Here is an 18,229-nt window from a genome sequence, read left to right as displayed (position 1 = left end):
GCATAACTGAGGAGGCATACGGATGGATAAAAGTAATATTCAAGATATGTACGAATTGACACCTATGCAAAAAGGTATTTTATACCATTCCATAAAGGACAGCCAGCAGAATTCTTATTATGTGCAAGGTTATGCTCAAGTGGAAGGGAATATAAATCCTCTCATTTTGGAGAAAAGCTTTAATTTTGTCATTCAAAAGCATGATGTTTTGCGGACTGCCTTTGTACAAGAAAAACTTAAACAACCTATACAGATTGTATTAAAGCATCGGGAAGCAAAGCTGGAAGTGCAGGATATTACTCATCTGAATGAAGCGGAACAAGAGCTGTTTATAGAGAGATATAAAGAGGAAGATCGAGCAAAGCCCTATCAACTGGCAAAGGATGTTCTGATTCGTTTACATCTAATCAAGACATCCTGCAACAAGTATATTCTACTATGGAATTTTCATCACATTGTTATGGACGGATGGTGCTGGAGCCTGGTCTTTGAAGAGATTCTTACGGTATATGGAAATCTCATTCATAATCAGCCAGCACCCCATCAATCAACAACAAAATATAGCGAGTATATTCAGTGGCTTAAAAATCAGGATGCCGATGCGGCGGAACGTTACTGGCAGACTTATCTGCAAGGTTATGAGGAAACAGTCACGATTCCACGGCAGAAAAAAGGAAGCGGAGCAGTATATCAAACGGAGGAATTCTCATACTCATTGAGTGAGGCCACTACGGAGCGGTTGACGGCACTGTCACAAACGCAGCATACAACTTTGAATCATGTGATACAAACAGCCTGGGGGATACTACTGCAAAAGTATAACCGTACAGATGATGTCGTGTTTGGCGCAGTTGTGTCCGGTCGTCCTCCTGAGGTTCCCAATATCGAGCGTATTGTAGGTTTATTTATTAATACTATTCCGGTTCGTATGATCCAAAAACCAGGAGATACCTTCCGTAGCCTACTGGCTAGAATGCATGACGGAATGATTCAATCCAAGCCCTTCGAGTATAGCTCGCTTGCAGATATACAAGCTCATTCAGACTGTGGGGGACAACTGTTTGATCATATCTGTGTGTTTGAAAACTATGCTTCTTCACTGGATGCTTTGCGTGAATTACGAGATCATTTGGGCTTCGCCATTCATGGAGGCGGTGGAGTAGAGCAGAATAATTATAATTTGAGCATTGTGTTTTTGCCTGGAAAACAGATGGAAGTCAGCTTTGTTTTCAATCGTGAGGTATACACACGATCTTTTATAGAAAGCTTGGCTAATCATTTTCAAAATATTATAGATTGTGTACTACGTAATCCTGATATCGAAGTAGACCAAATAAAACTAATTACACCGGCGGAAGAGCAAAGATTATTAGCGCTTAGTCACCGGAATCAGGCTGATTATCCTGATGACGAGACCATCACGGGTCTATTTCAGAAGCAGGTGGTGAAGGCCCCTGATGCAGTTGCCCTATCCTGCAATCAACAGACACTTACTTACAGGGAACTAGATGAAGCTTCCAATCAGTTGGCAAGATATCTTGTACAAAAAGGCATCGCATCCGAGACCATTGTGGCGATTTCCGTAGAGCGCTCATTGGAGATGGTGGTTGGAATACTAGCGATTATCAAAGCAGGCGCTACCTATATGCCTATAGATCCGCATTACCCCACAGAGCGTATTGAGTACACATTGGAAGATAGCGGGGCTTCCTTTTTATTGGTTGACGATCCTAGCGGTATACCGGGTAATTATACAGGCCAAGTGATTGCTCTTCATGATGATCAATGGGCTCAGGAGTCGGGACAAGCGCTGGCAGAGCTAAATACCCCGTGCTCGAGAGCATATATTATCTATACTTCAGGCTCTACTGGGAAGCCGAAGGGAGTCATGGTCGAACATAGGAATGTAGTCCAACTCTTATTCAATAGTACAAATTTGTTTGATTTTGATCATCAGGATGTATGGACTATGTTCCACTCGATGTGCTTTGATTTTTCTGTGTGGGAGATGTATGGAGCGCTTCTTCAAGGCGGAAGGCTTGTTATTGTACCGAGAGAGACAGCTCAGGACGCTACTCAGTTTAGACAATTGCTGCTGGAAGAAAAGGTTACTGTCCTGAATCAGACCCCTTCAGCTTTTAATATGCTGTCAGCTTTGGAAGAATCTCATTCGAGTCCACTTCATATTCGTAAGATTATTTTTGGTGGAGAAGAGCTATCTCCTGTCCAACTTAAGAAATGGAACCATAAGTACCCGCATACCGAACTGATTAATATGTACGGAATTACGGAAACTACGGTCCATGTAACCTACAAGAGGATTACGCAAGAAGAGATAGATAGCAATAGGAGTAACATTGGAACTACGATGGCTACCTTAAACGCTTATATTTTAGACGATCAGCATCATCTTATGCCTATTGGAATTCCTGGAGAATTGTATGTTACGGGAGGCGGGGTTACCCGGGGCTATTTGAATCGAGTAGAGTTGACTGAGGAACGATTTATAGATAACCCTTTTAAACCAGGAGAAAAAATGTACAAATCTGGAGATCTGGCTAGATGGCTGCCCAACGGTGATATGGAGTATTTGGGCAGAATAGATCACCAGGTGAAAATCAGAGGTCACCGTATTGAACTAAATGAGGTATCTACTCAGCTACTGATTTATCCGGGGGTTAAGGAGGGTATTGTAATAGCCAAGCAAGATAAAGATGGCTACAGCTATTTATGCGCATACCTGGTTCCGGAAGAACATTACAGTCTGGAAGACTTGCGTAAACATATGGAAAATAGTCTCCCGGATTATATGGTACCTTCTTTTTATGTGGAAATGGAACAGTTGCCCATGAATTCAAACGGCAAAATCCAGCGTAGCGGATTACCTGAACCGGCAGACATGAAGAAACGGGATCTTCATGTTATAGAGCCTGTTAATGAGCTGGAATTCAAACTCCTGAATATTTATCAGGATGTGCTGGGTTTTCAACATATAAGTACAACGGATCACTTTCTAAAACTTGGCGGACATTCGCTTAAAGCGGCTATGCTGGTATCCAGAATACATAAGGCTCTGGAAATCCAAGTGTCGATCCGTGATATATTGCTGAATCCTACGGTTCGCGAAATGGCGAAATTGATTAATTCCAGAGATCATTCAGAGCAGGCGTTTTGGATTCAAGCGCATGATCATCGTGACGCATACCCGGTCACTTCGCAGCAAAAGAGACTGTATTCTATTCAGCAATTGGATCCAGCGGGGATAAGCTACAATGTGCCCTTTGCTGTTGAAATTATCGGGAGCATTGATAAAGAAAAATGGCAGGCTGCAGTACAAAAGCTAGTGGAAAGACACGAGCCGTTAAGAACATCCTTTCACTTGGAGAATGGCCAACTTATTCAACGAGTTCATGACGAGGTTTCTTGCCCCCTATTATATATGGAAACCAATGAGGAAGAGCTGGAATCCCATGCGTCAGGCTTTATTCAGTCATTTGAACTGAACCAGGCTCCGCTGGTTCGGACAGCTCTGTTGGAATTAAGCATTACCAAGCATATTTTCATCATGGATATTCATCATATTATTTGTGACGGACTGTCTCTGAATATATTGATACAGGATTTACTACAGATATATCAAGAGAATGCTCTCCCGCTCATTCAGGTTCATTATAAGGATTATGCAATATGGCAAGAGGAATGGGTGCATTCATCGGCATTTAAGCAGCAAGAATTTTTTTGGAGGGAGCGTTTTTCCGGGGAGTTGCCTACTCTCAATATTCCAACGGATTATCGTCGGCCTCCTCAGCAAACGTTTGAAGGAGATCAGCTGGATTTTGAACTGGACGCCGCAACAACAGCCAAACTCAAGGAATTGGCCGTATCTGAGCAGGTCACGTCGTATATGGCACTGTTTTCTGCGTACACTATACTTCTGGCCAAATACAGTGGACAGAAAGATATTATTGTAGGTTCTCCGCTTTCAGGAAGAAGAACGGGACAGTTGGATCATACCGTCGGCATGTTTGCCAATGTCGTACCCTTGCGCAATAAACTGGATTACGAGCAAACCTATGCGGACTTTCTACAGCAGGTGAAGACAGAAATGCTGTTGACTTATGAGAATGGAGATTATCCATTAGAGCAGTTATTAGAGCAGTTACCACTACAACGTGATCTGAGTCGAAATCCTTTATTTGATACCGTGTTTACCTTGGAAGATATCGAAGAATTGGATATTCAGATGTCGGATATCGAGCTTAAAGAGTACAAAATAGGCACCCAAAGCGCTAAATTTGATTTGACGTGGGAAATTCGTTTAGGCGAAACGATTGAAATTCATTTGGGTTACAATAAAAGTTTGTTTGCCAAAGCCACGATGGAGCGTCTTATCGGTCATTTTCAGCAAATCATTCTACAGATAGTTGATCATCCGGGCGTCTCTATAAGGGATATTCAACTTCTAACAGATAGGGAACACCATGAGGTTCTCCATCAATTTAATCTTCCTGAAAATCTACCTGATCATCGTCAATCGACTGTTATTGAGTTGTGGGAAGAACGTGTTGCCCAAACTCCGGATGCAATCGCATTGGAATGGCGGGAAGAAAAGTTAACCTATCGACAAGTGAATGAGCAAGCCAACCAAATAGCAAGAGTATTACGGAGCCGAAATATTAGTAGAGATCAGGTTGTGGGTATTATGTTGTTTCCATCTTGCCTGAGAGTAGTAAGCGTCATGGGTGTATTAAAGGCGGGGGCTGCCTATTTACCTATTGACCCTTCTTATCCCGCTGAACGTATATCCTATTTTATGGAAGACAGTCAAGCTCAATTATTGATCACAGAGCGGGATTTGATTGATAATATAACTGTCGATTTAGGAGATACCAACCGAATTCTATTCATTGACGACCGACAGGCTATAGATGAGCATGATACTTCCAACATAGAAAGAATAACTCGACCGGAAGATATGGCCTATGTCATTTATACCTCTGGATCAACTGGAAAGCCTAAGGGGGTCATGATTGAGCATCATAGCCTGTGCAATTTTTCTAGTTTAGCTACTACATTTAACATAAAGGAAGGAAGTAGGGTATTACAGTTTTTTTCCTTTAGCTTTGATGCCTCAGTGCTTGAGACCTTTCTGGCGCTTTTAGCCGGAGCGACGCTGGTCATTGAGGATCGCAATGTTTTGTTGGAATATGGGGTTGGACGGTGGTTAAGAGAGCATACGATCCATGCAACGATATTACCGCCTTCTCTTTTAAGAACCCTTCCCTATGAGCCGATCCCTAGCTTGCATACCCTTATAGCAGGTGGAGAAGCGTGTACCATGGATATTATTGAAAAATGGAGTGAGGGTCGTACCTTTGTGAATGCATATGGACCGACAGAGGGCACTGTATGTGCTACAGCGGCCATATTAGATCAAGATTCCTCCCGTATTACCATTGGTCGACCGGTTGTAAACACCGAGGTTTATATCGTGGACGAACATCATCATATGCAACCCGTAGGAGTTCCCGGAGAACTGTGCATCAGCGGTCCGGGATTAGCCAGAGGTTACCTGCACCGACCTGAATTAAGCAGAGAAAAGTTTGTACCTAACCCGTTCAGCGAACATCAGCGTATGTACAAGACAGGTGACTTAGCTCGTTGGCTGCCTAACGGGGAAATTGAGTATTTGGGCAGAATTGATGATCAAGTAAAGGTAAGGGGATACAGGGTTGAGCTTGGGGAAATAACGCAGGCGCTATTAAAACATGAAGCAATCCTTGAGGCTTGTATTCTTCCGGTTACGAGCGTAAACGGTATCGTATCTCTGGTCGCGTACTATGTATCGGAAGAATGCTTTACGACTGCTATGCTGCGTAAATTTTTGAGCAAGGAACTGCCTGATTATATGATCCCGGCTCATTTTGTCCATCTGTCAGCCATGCCGCTAACTGCCAACGGAAAAATAGATACTAAGGCGCTGCCACAGCCAAACGAGTCCTCCGAATCTAAAGTGGCACCTAGAAATGAGCTAGAACAATTATTGGTGGACATATGGAGCGAGGTTTTATCTATATCGAATACAGGCATTGATGATCATTTCTTTGAGCTGGGCGGCGACTCTATTAAAGCCATACAATTAGCTGCTCGGTTGGGACAAGTGGGTTATGCCGTAAAAATAAAAGATATTATGCAATTCCAGACGATTAGAGAGCTGGCCTCTAATCTGAACTGGGAGAAAACTATAAGCATCGGCGAACAAATGGTGGTAGGAGAGGTACCTTTAACACCCATTCAACAATGGGTATTCAACCTGAGCGATAATCCTTTCCATTGGAATCAGGCAGTCATGATGTATAATCCAAAAGGCTGGGATACGCAAGTCATTGTTGAGGCATTTGAGCGAATTACGAAGCATCATGATGCCTTAAGAATGCGTTTTAAACACACAGATGAAGGCTTAGTGCAGGAGAACTCGGGCGAAGCAGGTCGTCACTTTGATATTGAATTATTCGATTGGACCACGTCTGAAAAAGTTGAATTTCAGATCGAACAAGAAGCTAACCGATTACAGGAAAGTATTGATTTATTACAGGGTCCGCTGATTAAACTGGGCGTATTCCGAGCAAATGATGGAGATCACTTGCTAATTATTATTCATCACCTAGTTGTTGATGCAGTCTCCTGGCGGATTATTATGGAGGATTTTGAGTATTTGTACGAGGGTCTTAAAGATCATCCAGATCTGCAACTGCCTGCAAAGACGACCTCATTCAAGACTTGGAGTCAGGAATTATCTGCATATGCGAATAGCGCTGACTTTTTGCAGGAAAAAGATTACTGGAAAAATGTATTAAAAGCGAGCGTGCCTCGACTTCCAGTTGAATTGGCGGAGGGGGTAGGACCTCATGTATTTAAGGATATGGATTTCATAGATGTTTCACTTACCCAGGAAGAGACGGAAGCATTATTAACGAAAGCTTCTTCCGCTTATAACACGGAAATCAACGATTTGTTGCTTACAGCGTTGGTCAAGACGATTAAGGAATGGACGGGTAATCCTAACATAGCGGTTGATGTAGAAAGTCACGGAAGGGATGAATTCAGAGAACATCTCAATTTGACACGGACGGTAGGCTGGTTTACTTCTTTTTATCCTGTAGTCTATGATTCCAGTGGGGATTCTCCTGGCGAGCTCATTCAAAGGGTTCAACGTACGCATGCTAAAGTGCCCCATAATGGAATTGGCTATGGTATTCTAAAATATCTGACGGAACCGCAATATAAGGAGGATCTTGAGTTCACTTTATCTCCAGAGATATTATTTAATTACTTGGGACGGTTCGAGGATGGACTACAGCGTGAAGAGATTACTTCTTCCCCTATGCCTATGGGTGAACTTATTCATCAGGATATGCAGTGGCCCTACAATCTCGAGATGAACGCCTTTATCGTAAATGGAATATTCCATTACTCTTTGCGATTTAATCAGCGATTGTTTACCCGTCGTACTATGGAAGCACTAACCTTGAAATATCAGCAAAGTCTGTCGGATATCATTGATCATTGTGTTCATAAAGGATTACAAAAAGTCTAATGAAGTTTGATTGAATACAATCCCCTCAAGTTGTCACTCCTAAAACCTTTAAGGAGTGAGTGAACTTGGAGGGGATTTTTTTGTGACGCGACGAATCCATATTCAGCCAACATTCAGCCAGAACTCACCATGCTCTAAGCTAAAGCAGATACAATATGAGGAAAATAGAAACAGAGAGAGGTGCATCGGATTTGAACGTTTGGAAAGCGAACGGTCTGAAATATATACTTCTATTTAGCCTCATATTGTGTGCTGTCGTTAGTGTCGTTTCGTTATGGAGTTATTCAGGTAGTTCTGCGTCTCAGTCTGCGGCTGTTCAGCTGCACTGGTGCTAATTGCAGGTGTATTTACCTTCGCTTCCAGCATGCATGAACGGTACTTGTTCCCTGCGGCGGCGTTGGCGGTACTGGCGTTTCTGTATTTGCGGGATCGCAGATTTTTGTGGCTTGCAGGTGGATTCAGTCTCACGATTTTCCTGAACACCTTCGATATTTTCTATAGCTCCAATTCTCAGGATCATTATGGTGTTATATTGTGTGTGACCTCGTTGTTGAATGTGTTGCTGTTTGGGTATCTGGTTAAAGTAGTGTGGGATTGCTCCAAATCGACTACGATTCAGCCTGCTCCTTCCAAGGACCCGGTTCCGTCGGAGTTTCCTCTAGCGCAGTCTGCATGGGGAGCGTCTTCCAAAGGTGTGAACACAGCGAATGATTGAAAGATAGTTAATTGTAAATATATTCCAAAAAACCGCCCTTTGGCGAAATGGAAGTGGTCGATACACCAACCATAATCATAAACCAAAGAAGCGGTTTTTTTGTTATTCTTCATGCTGAAACAACATTGTATTGCTGTGCCTCAATCCATATATTCGTTCAGTTTCTGTATATCGCAGATGGTAATCTCTCGTGTACCCTTAATATGAATAATCCCCAGCTGTTCAAATTTTGCGAATTTTCGACTGATGGTTTCACGTGTGACACCAACATAATTAGCCATTTCTTCGCGTGAAAGGGGGAGATTTATTTTAATGTAGGAGCCGTCCGGCTTGCCGTATTTATGTCCGAGTTCGAGAATCATATAGGCGATACGGATTTCCGGGTCTTTGGTAGCCAGGCTTTGAGCCAGATTTTCGGTATGTGCCAAGCGTTTAGTAATGGTTTTGAGCAGCTTCAAAGAGATATCGGGATTGTTGCGGATCAACTGCTCCATATCATCCTTGGTAAGCATACAAATATCAGTATTCTTTAAGGCATAAGCACTAAAATTACTCAGCTCATCGCTGTTAAATATATTCAACTCGCCAAAAAAATCGCCAGTTGTCAGAATGTGCAGAATTTGTTCTTTGCCCTGAGGTGTCATTTTCAGAAGCTTGACATGTCCGCTTTTAATAATGTACAGCGTATCGGAAGCCTGCTCCTCCACAATCAAGGCCTCGCCTTTCTGATATTTTCTGTGTCGGATCATGGAACTGACCTTAAACAAATCTTCATCGGACAAAGAGGAAAAGATAGGCACTTTGCGGGCGCAAGGCTCCTTCGCATACTGGCACGACATCTCATTCACATTCATTCACTCCATTCATAAAACCGGAAACTACAGATTATAGCGCTTTGTTGTTATTCTGTATCATCTATTGGGGCAAAATGGCTTTGATCCTCACCGCAGACCGGACAAACCCAATCTTCCGGAAGATCCTCAAACGCTGTACCGGGCATAACGTCTTCATCGGGATCACCTATAGCAGGATCATAAACGTATCCACAGGGCTGACATACATATTTTTTCATCTTTAGTTCTCCTTGTCATCAAAAATTTTTGTAAGCTCTGGCGCATCCGGTTTGAGTCTATGGATGATGGCTGTTTTATATGGAAGTGAAGCGAGAGCATCCCCAAAGCCAATCACGCCGCAGATAGAACCATTTTGTATGAACATACGTGTATAAGAAGCTTGATTTTCACTAGTCAGGCTAGTGTCGCAGACTTGTTCATCTACTAGACCAATGGAAAACAGAGGGGATTCATAGCTGTTCGATAGGGTTACAGGGATGGGACGCTGATAGTTGACGGATGCACCCGCCATATTAGCACCTGCTATTTTTCCTTGCTCTATAGCACTTTCCCATAATCCATCCACTCTATTCTGAAATTCGGCTACATCACCTGCCGCATATATATTGGCGGAGCTGGTCTCCATCTGCGCATTCACCAGAATGCCGTGTCCAATATCAAGGCCGATCTGGCGAGCAAGCTCAGTATTAGGTACAATTCCGATAGAGTACACGACATGCTCGCAGGGAATAACAGACCCGTCCTGTAGCTCTACACCTTCTACATGATCTGAGCCTGTAATACGCTTTACGCCTTGTCCAAGGCTTACCTTGGTGCCCCGTTCAGTAATGCGATGGGTCAAAATAGCGGAGGCCTTCTCATCTAGCTGGCGGGGCATAAGCCGATGCGAAGCTTCCAGAATGGTTACAGAATATCCGGCTTGCTGGAAGGACCAGGCGGTTTCTACGCCTTGAATCCCACCGCCGATAATACATATCCGGTCTTCCTTTTGCAATTTCGTCTTAAGGCTGTCGGCATCTTGTCTAAAACGGATATTGTGAACGTTCCTTAGTGAAGCTCCGTCCAGCAAAAGCTCACGGTTGAAGGCGCCTGTACACAACAGCAGCTTGTCATAAGCAACAGTCTGCCCATTTGCCGTTTCAATGGTGCAATCCTCTGCATGTATCGCGGTGACCTTGATGCCGGAATAAACATTAATTCGTTGACTGGCAAACCATTTTTCCTTTTTGATCAGGATTTTGTCGCTGTGCAAGTCTGTGAATAGTCCCTTGGAAAGTTTGACTCTGTTATACGGAAGGGATGCTTCTTCCCCGTAAATAGAAATTTCGGCTAGCTCATCATGATCTCTAATCGCTTTTGCCGCGTTGACGGCGGCAACACTTCCTCCGATAATAACGTAATGTTGGTTACCCATTCAGTATCTCTCCTATTCGTTATACGCTACTGTGTTTTAAATAACACTAAGCAGTAGATCTGAGACAAATTCAGCGGCATTTTTAATTTTCTTCACTTTTTCAACTTCTGTAGGAGAGAAACGAATACGTACCGGGAATTCCACATGGGTCATACCCGTTGATTTGATTACATCTGAAGTACTTTGGACCTTCATATTGGTACCGTTCAAGTAATCCTGTACGACTTCAATGGCTTCCCCGCTCCAGCCGTAGGAACCAAAGGCAGCAGCCAGCTTGCCTTCCAGATTCATCTTTTGCATTTTTTGCAGCAGGTCTTCCAGCTTGCCCGTCATGTCGGCATATTTGGTAGAGCTACCCACGAAAACAGCATCCGCGGAGGCAATACTATTCAAAATCTCCGTTTCATCCGCCTTATCTACGTCCCATAGCTCCACCCTGATTTGGTTTTCCAAAAAGCAATCTTTCAGGATGTTTGCCATTTTTTTAGTATTATTTTTTAGGGTGGCATAAACAATCGCTACTTTTTTATCATCTTTGGTTTCGGTACTCATAGAGGCGTACAAATCAATAAACTTGGCAATATCATGCCGGATCGCGAAGCCGTGGGAAGGTGCAATCATCTCAATATCCAGATCAGCAACAGCTTCGATTAATGTGCGCACATATCTGCGATGCGGATGAATAATAGCCTGATAGTATCCAATAAAGTCTTCGGTGATATCAAAACCAGCCTCATCAGCAAATAGATGCTCCACAGCCACGTGTGTACTGAAAATATCGCAAGGGAACAAGATTTTATCTTCTATGCAGTACGTAATCATGGTTTCTTCTGTATGGAGGTAAGGCGTTTCCTTGAACAGTAGCGTTTTTCCTCCAATATCCAGTTGATCCCCGTCCTTAATTACGAGGAAATTACGATGCTGAAGCTTGTACATTTGTTGAATTTCCGGAACGGCAATCTCAGTGCAGACAATCGTAGCGTTCGTTGCCTTGGAAGCAAGTGCCGCCAATCCGCCCGAGTGATCTGGTTCCGTATGATTGACGATAATATATTGAATATCCAACGGATCGATCAATTCGGTTACAGCTTCTGCAAATTCTCTACCGAATGCCATATCCACGGTATCCACAATGGTTGGTTTTCCAGTTTTTAATAGATATGCATTATAGGTTGTACCCTTTGATAGTAGAAGACGATGAAAGGGAACCTCACGATTATCAATTTTTCCTACCCAATAAATATCCTTTGCCAGTTGAAATCCTGGTTTCATAGGAACAACCTCCTGCTTGTTTTTGTTTGTCTAACACAATTCGATTCTAGTTGGATGTGTTGATGAAAAAGATGATTGAAATCAAATTTTTAAATATTTCAAAGTATTTATGACTCAATTTTATTTTTGTGATTGCAATCACAAGGACAGCGTAATAATCAAATACAATAAAACCGTATAGATTGAAGCCTGAGAGCATGCCAGGTATCCAATCCATCATAGACAAACCCAATTTCAAACAGGAGAGTGAATCTACATGAAAAAATCAAACCTCATTCAATTTCAGGAATATAAAGAAGCTGCCTTTACTAAACGAATTGTGCATAAGGAAGCCGACAATGTAATTTTTATTCTCAACTTTACTCCTAATGCTGAACTGCCAACGCATAATCATCCAGGAGCAAATGTATATTTGCTTGTTCTTGAAGGTAACGGTACTGTAACTGTGAATGGTGAAGAAACGGAAGTTGTCCAAGGGGATATGATCCATGTTACCGGAGATGAGCGCTTTTCCTATCGCGGTGGTGCGGAGGCAAATTCCAGCCTGCATGTGGTGCTGACCCAAACGCCAAGTGAAAGCTATGCGCAAAATATATAAAGAGGGTACATCACCATCACTATATAAATTATAAAAATCACAAGAAGAGGAAAAGAACTCCACATATAAAAAAAGCCGCTTGGGCACTTGAGCCAAGCGGCTTTTTTTAGTGGGGGTCACACCCCGGAATACGCCATGAATCCGCCGTCTACCGGGATCACTGTGCCTGTAACAAAACCGGATGTCTGTTCATCCACAAGCCACAGCAGGGTACCCAGCAGATCGTCCGGCACACCAAAACGGCGCATAGGAGTATGGGTAATGATTTTATCCGCACGTTCAGTGAGAGAGCCGTCCTCATGGGTTAGCAGGCTACGGTTCTGTTCAGTGAGGAAGAAGCCGGGAGCAATGGCATTGACACGAATACCCGCTTCGGCTAGATGGACAGCCAGCCATTGGGTGAAGTTGTTAACCGCTGCTTTGGCTGCGCTGTAGGCTGGAACTTTAGTCATGGGGCTGGGTGCGCTCATGGAGGAAATGTTAATGACGACAGCCCCCGGGCGTCCAGTCATACCTTGAGCGAATATTTGCGTCGGAATGAGCGTCCCAATGAAGTTGACGTCCAGCACCTGACGGAAACCGGGTATACTCAGCTCAAAAAAGGTAGTAATGTCCGGCTGCGTCAGATCCTCCAGCCGGAAGGTTTCCCGGGTGGTATTAGCGCTAGCATGATTCCCTCCGGCTCCATTGATCAGAATATCACACGCGCCGAATTGCTCGCGTACCGCCTGTTCGGCCCGCAGTACGCTGTCGCCATCGGTAACATCGCAGGCCACGGCCATCGCTTCTCCGCCTGTGGCCTGAATAGCATGAACTACGCGTAGGCCTTTTTCCTCCGTTCGGTTCAGAATGGCGACCTTCACGCCTTGCCTTGCCAGCTCGTGGGCCATCCCGCTGCACAGAACTCCGGCGCCGCCTGTAACTACTGCTGTTTTGCCTGCCAGAGAAGGGTGTAGAGATTGTGTGCTCATAGGATCGACTCCTTCGGGTGAACGAATTCGGTTAGTGTGGACTCCACATGATAAGTGGGGTTGTTGTGTTGGGCTCGGCTTTGTGTAAGCGCATCCCACAATCCCCACAAATACATAATTCCGAGTGCGCGGTCGTACAGTCCATACCCGGGTCTGCATTGCTCTCCCCACAAGTGACGGCCGTGATCCGGTCTGACGTAGCCCGTAAAGCCAACATCGTGATACGCCTGAACAATGCCCGCAATATGGACGGTTCCATCCTGAGTTCGGTGAGATGTCTCGATGAAGTCTCCGTTAGCCGACACACGCACATTGCGTATATGGGCGAACGGAATGCGGTCCTTGAACTCATGAATCATGGAAATGATATCATGATTGGGATTGGCTCCCAGCGAGCCGGAGCATAGGGTAATGCCGTTTGCCGGACTGTCGTACAACGCCAGTAGCCTGCGCAGATGTGCCTGGCTTGTGATGATACGCGGCAGTCCGAATACAGACCACGGCGGATCATCGGGGTGAATAGCCATCCGAATGCCGCTGCGTTCCGCCGCAGGAATAACGGCCTCCAGAAAGTAGGCCAGATTCTCCCACAGGTCTTCCTCCGTGACGTGTGCATACGCTTCGAACAAAGCCGTCAGATGCTCCAGCCGCTCCGGCTCCCAGCCGGGCATGGTTAACGAGCTATTTTCGTTAATCCGACGTACCAGTTCGAACGGATCGATACCCTCGATTCGTGATTTCTCAAAGAAGAGGGCAGTGGAGCCATCCTCCAGTTCCTTGTGCAAATCAGTGCGCAGCCAGTCGAATATGGGCATGAAATTATAGCAGACGACCTTGACATCGTTTTGTCCAAGTTTTTCCAATGTACGTATGTAATTGCTGATATACTGATCGCGTGTCGGTCGTCCGAGCTTGATATCTTCATGCACATTCACACTTTCCACGACTTCATGATGAAAACCTGCCTGTACAGCTTGCTCTCGAAATGCCACAATACGTTCCAAAGGCCATTCTTCTCCGGCCGGAATATCGTGTAGCGCCCACACGATCCCTTCAACTCCCGGAATTTGACGTATTTGTTCCAGTGTTACCGTATCGTTCCCTTCACCGAACCAACGAAATACCATGCGCATGCTTTGCACCGCCCCATTCGTCATATGATAGGTGTAACGGAAATTTCCAATTCCTGATGTTTTTACATTACCATATTGCTAGAGATCATTGGAATAGTTAACCAAAATAAAATGACGTTTACATCGAAAGGAGGAAGCGGGTTATGAAGCTGCATCGGGCCATCGTAGTCGATGATGAAATCTTTACTCGTAAAGGGCTGCTTCAACTCATGGATTGGCAAGCCTGTGGTTTTGAAATCGTGGGAGAAGCTGATAACGGTGAGGATGCGTTGGAGTTAATCGACAGTATTCATCCCGACCTGGTTATCACCGATATTCGTATGCCTGTGCTGGATGGACTAGAGCTGATTCGGTCTGTGCTCGAACGGAGTACAGAACATCCTGCGTTTATTATCTTAAGCGGCTACAGCGATTTTGCTTATGCGCAGCAGGCACTCCGCTATGGGGTTCATGATTTTATGCTTAAGCCGATTGATGAGGGTGACTTTTCGACTACACTGCGCAAGCTGAGTGAAAGACTGCATCGTGAGCAGCGGAACGCGCAACTATATCAAAATCACCGTACAGGTGGGCTGTTAGAGACAGTGATGATAAACAAAGTGGATGATGCCGTGGTGACCCATTGGGAGCAGCAATTACGGCTTGGAGAAGCCGCCCATATGTACTATGTACTCGTCGAGCTGAATGATCAGCATCCGTGGCGCACCGGTGACGATGGCGTCATGCTGTCGCTTTTCCAATTCAGAGAGCTTATAGAGCAAGCGCTTCATCGTTTAATAGACGGCAAGTACCCCCTCTATGTCCATGAGCATCGTAACCGGATGGGTCTTATCGTACCGGACTTCTTTTTAGAGTGTTTTGAAGCCAAGGTGGAAGTATTTATGAAAGCGCTGCAACAGGAGATAGAGGGGATGAGGTCACTAAAAGATCGGCTGGGAAGTCGGGTTTTCGTTTATGCAGGAAGCCCTGTAAATCGGTTGCAGGATATCCAACAGTCCTATGCCTGTGCGAGGGAAGCAGTGCTCCATAAATACATTCATGATCATAGCGGTATTGTTGTATATCTGGAGGGGGGAATGCCACCACTCCACTATAGAACCATCCATCCGGACGTACTGGATCGGTTGACAGAGCAAGTCGAGGAACTGCGGCTGGAAGAGCTGCATGCGACCGTGGATCATTTATTTAGCAGCTTTCGGGAGGAGTGTTATGCTCCTGAGGCTATGAAAATGAGTCTGCATCAATGTGTTCTCAGTATCGTGCGGGTCATTCATAACATGCAGGGAAATGAGCGCTCACTTCAGTCATTGGAGCCGATGATGAATTGGCAGGATATGAACCTGTCGCTCGGTGAATTGCAGCGATTGTTCACAGCTTTTGCCGAGGAAAGTGGAAGATATATCGGGGTTCTGCGCAAGGATCGTCAGCAGGGAGGCATCCAGCATATCCGCGCTTACATTGAGCAGCACGCCGCTGAGAATATAAGCCTGAAAAGTATTGCGGCTCGCTTTTACATGAACCCGGTTTACCTCGGTCAATTGTTCAGAAAAACGTACGGTATGTACTTTAACGAGTTCCTGCTGAAATTACGCGTTCAGGAGGCGAAGCGGCTGCTGCGGCAGACGGATCTGCGCATTTATGAAATTGCCGAGCGTGTGGGCTTTGGCAGTTCCGACTATTTTGTTACCCAGTTTGAAAAGATGGTACATGCCACGCCAAGCGAATACCGCAACAGCCTGAGTGTTGGAGACGAGCCAGAGAGGGCTGGCGAATGAAGATGCTGAGAACCACCCTTGATCATGTGCGACTGCGGGATAAAATGCTGTTGCTTTATTTTCTCTGTGTTTTTACGCCTGTAGTGCTGACCAATCTGATTTTTTACCATGTCACCTCGCAAAATGTGAAAGAACAGCGTATACAGGATATTTCGCGCGCGCTGGAGCAGATTAAAATTGAATTTTACCGTGAATTTGAAGATGCGATGGAAATCTCGTCTATCTTTTATACCGATCATCGGCTCAATAAAGTATTGGAGGAAACCTATCCCCATCCTGCTGATTATATTGCCGCCTATGATTCTTATTTACGTCGTATCTTGAACAATACTTACAGTCCCGTATACCATTCCGTAGGTGGAATTACGATCTACACAGATAATTCAACGTTGCTGGATTCCGGGGGAATCAGCTTTATAGATGAGCGGGTCAGAAGCTTGCCCTGGTATACCAAAATCCCGCCCGGACGGCAGTCCAAGCCTATATTTGTGCGTACCAACGACGGTACGGGCGAACAGCTACATCCCTTTAGCCTGATTCGGCGGATGAACTATTTTTATTCCCAAAATGGTCGTGAGAAAATACTGAAAATAGAGCTGCGAATGTCGTCCATTCGAGATATTTTCAATAATCTGAATTTACAGGGTAGTCTCTTTCTACTGAACGAACGGGGGGGAATCGAGTATACGACTGATCCCAAGATTGATATAAATCATAAGAGCGTGGCCTATAGCACCCTCAGGTTTCCTGGGGACACTATGGAGTTCAAAACGAATTATGTACTTACGAGTAACTTGAACGGCTGGAGCATTGTGGCTGCGGTATCGAGAGATGAAGTGCTGTATGAAATGCAGGAATCCCGCAATTTTGTACTGCTGTTAACCTGTGTGAACATGCTGCTGCCTACCTTGATCATTATCTGGATTACACGTTCGCTGAACGTGCGGATTCATCGCATTCTGAAACATGTGAAAAAGGTGAAAAATCAGCATTTCGAACTCATTCCCGGTACGGAGTCGAGCGATGAAATCGGGCAACTAACAGGCGAGTTTAATCGGATGACACTGAAAATAAAGCGACTGATTAACGACGTCTATATGGCCGATATTCAGCGAAAAAATTTGGAGATTCAGCGCAGACATGCCCAATTGAATGCACTTCACAGCCAGATCAACCCACATTTTCTGTTCAATGCGCTGGAGACGATTCGCATGCGGAGCCTAATGAAGCATGAGGATGAGACAGCCCGCATTATTCATAACATGGCACGGATTTTCCGCAATTCGTTGGTGTGGAACAAGGATCGGGTTACTTTGCGGGAGGAGCTAGAACTGATCCGTTGTTTTCTGGAAATCCAGCAATATCGCTTTGGTGAGCGAATACAGTACGAAGTGCAGACGAGTTCTGAAGACTTGGAGTATTTGCTTCCCAAAATGGTTGTGCTGACGCTGGTTGAAAATGCAAGCATCCACGGCATTGAGCCACTAAAGCACGGGGGGCGCATCGAGATTCATTTTGAAAATTGGGAAGGACAATTGATTCTAACGGTTCGGGATGATGGGGTTGGCATGTCTGCGGAACAGGTACAACGATTGTATGGTTACATGCAGAGGCAGGAGGAAATGGGAGAGCGTATAGGTCTGCAAAATGTCATCTATCGTCTTAAGCTTTACTACGGGAACCGCTTTGAGATTGCTATTCGCAGTGCACCCGGCGAGGGTACGGAGATTCGTATTATGATTCCTGCGGATCGGGAGTGAGGGTAGAGCGTGGCGTCTATGTTGCTTGAAGGACCTACACCTATAGTTTTCTAAGTAACACCTTTAGATTGACAGGTGAACGAAATGAACGACATTTTATAAAATGAAAGTGCTTACAATTTAGGGTGTATGGGAATTCC

The 18,229-nt window shown here is 44.8% G+C and carries 10 protein-coding genes and 1 pseudogene; 5 read left to right on the top strand and 6 right to left on the bottom strand.

What is annotated here, in order from left to right; translation table 11 throughout:
* Positions 1-22: 22 nt before the first annotated feature.
* Positions 23-7,597 carry a non-ribosomal peptide synthetase gene (locus AC6EJC_RS00775; protein WP_444952293.1) on the top strand — a complete coding sequence of 2,525 codons (7,575 nt, stop codon included), beginning with the start codon at positions 23-25 and terminating at the stop codon, positions 7,595-7,597.
* Between the two features lie 299 nt (positions 7,598-7,896).
* Positions 7,897-8,312: pseudogene (locus tag AC6EJC_RS00770) on the top strand (glycosyltransferase 87 family protein); the annotation flags it as partial.
* Between the two features lie 140 nt (positions 8,313-8,452).
* Here AC6EJC_RS00770 and AC6EJC_RS00765 read toward each other — a convergent pair.
* The 4 genes from AC6EJC_RS00765 to AC6EJC_RS00750 are packed head-to-tail and all read right to left on the bottom strand — an operon-like array spanning position 8,453 to position 11,852.
* A complete protein-coding gene (locus tag AC6EJC_RS00765) occupies positions 8,453-9,166 on the bottom strand; it encodes a Crp/Fnr family transcriptional regulator (protein ID WP_444952292.1) in 714 nt (237 codons plus the stop codon).
* 47 nt (positions 9,167-9,213) lie between these two features.
* Positions 9,214-9,384, bottom strand: a complete 171-nt coding sequence (gene rd, locus AC6EJC_RS00760) for a rubredoxin (RefSeq protein ID WP_149034708.1) — start codon at positions 9,382-9,384, stop codon at positions 9,214-9,216.
* A 2-nt stretch (positions 9,385-9,386) separates the two neighbouring features.
* Positions 9,387-10,580 carry an NAD(P)/FAD-dependent oxidoreductase gene (locus AC6EJC_RS00755; protein ID WP_444952291.1) on the bottom strand — a complete coding sequence of 398 codons (1,194 nt, stop codon included), beginning with the start codon at positions 10,578-10,580 and terminating at the stop codon, positions 9,387-9,389.
* 36 nt (positions 10,581-10,616) lie between these two features.
* Positions 10,617-11,852, bottom strand: coding sequence for an FprA family A-type flavoprotein (locus AC6EJC_RS00750; protein ID WP_444952290.1), 1,236 nt, complete (start codon positions 11,850-11,852; stop codon positions 10,617-10,619).
* Positions 11,853-12,108: 256 nt separating this feature from the next.
* Here AC6EJC_RS00750 and AC6EJC_RS00745 point away from each other — a divergent pair, with 256 nt between their 5' ends.
* The gene (locus AC6EJC_RS00745; protein ID WP_444952289.1) at positions 12,109-12,450 is read left to right on the top strand and encodes a cupin domain-containing protein; all 342 of its coding nucleotides are present in this window, start codon (positions 12,109-12,111) and stop codon (positions 12,448-12,450) included.
* Positions 12,451-12,566: 116 nt separating this feature from the next.
* Here AC6EJC_RS00745 and AC6EJC_RS00740 read toward each other — a convergent pair whose 3' ends face one another.
* The gene (locus AC6EJC_RS00740; protein ID WP_444952288.1) at positions 12,567-13,421 is read right to left on the bottom strand and encodes an SDR family oxidoreductase; all 855 of its coding nucleotides are present in this window, start codon (positions 13,419-13,421) and stop codon (positions 12,567-12,569) included.
* Positions 13,418-14,554 (bottom strand): mannonate dehydratase, encoded by a 1,137-nt coding sequence (uxuA, locus tag AC6EJC_RS00735; RefSeq protein ID WP_444952287.1) that lies wholly within the window; start codon positions 14,552-14,554, stop codon positions 13,418-13,420. Before uxuA ends, AC6EJC_RS00740 begins: the two co-directional genes overlap by 4 nt.
* A 143-nt stretch (positions 14,555-14,697) precedes the next feature.
* Here uxuA and AC6EJC_RS00730 point away from each other — a divergent pair, with 143 nt between their 5' ends.
* Both AC6EJC_RS00730 and AC6EJC_RS00725 read left to right on the top strand, forming a co-directional pair.
* Positions 14,698-16,329, top strand: coding sequence for a response regulator (locus AC6EJC_RS00730; protein WP_444952286.1), 1,632 nt, complete (start codon positions 14,698-14,700; stop codon positions 16,327-16,329).
* Positions 16,326-18,089, top strand: coding sequence for a sensor histidine kinase (locus AC6EJC_RS00725; protein ID WP_444952285.1), 1,764 nt, complete (start codon positions 16,326-16,328; stop codon positions 18,087-18,089). Before AC6EJC_RS00730 ends, AC6EJC_RS00725 begins: the two co-directional genes overlap by 4 nt.
* Positions 18,090-18,229: the final 140 nt, after the last annotated feature.

The organism is Paenibacillus sp. TY11, from assembly GCF_059772165.1.
The sequence above is the reverse complement of the archived record's forward strand: the minus strand, read 5'-3'. Positions and strand labels throughout refer to the sequence as shown.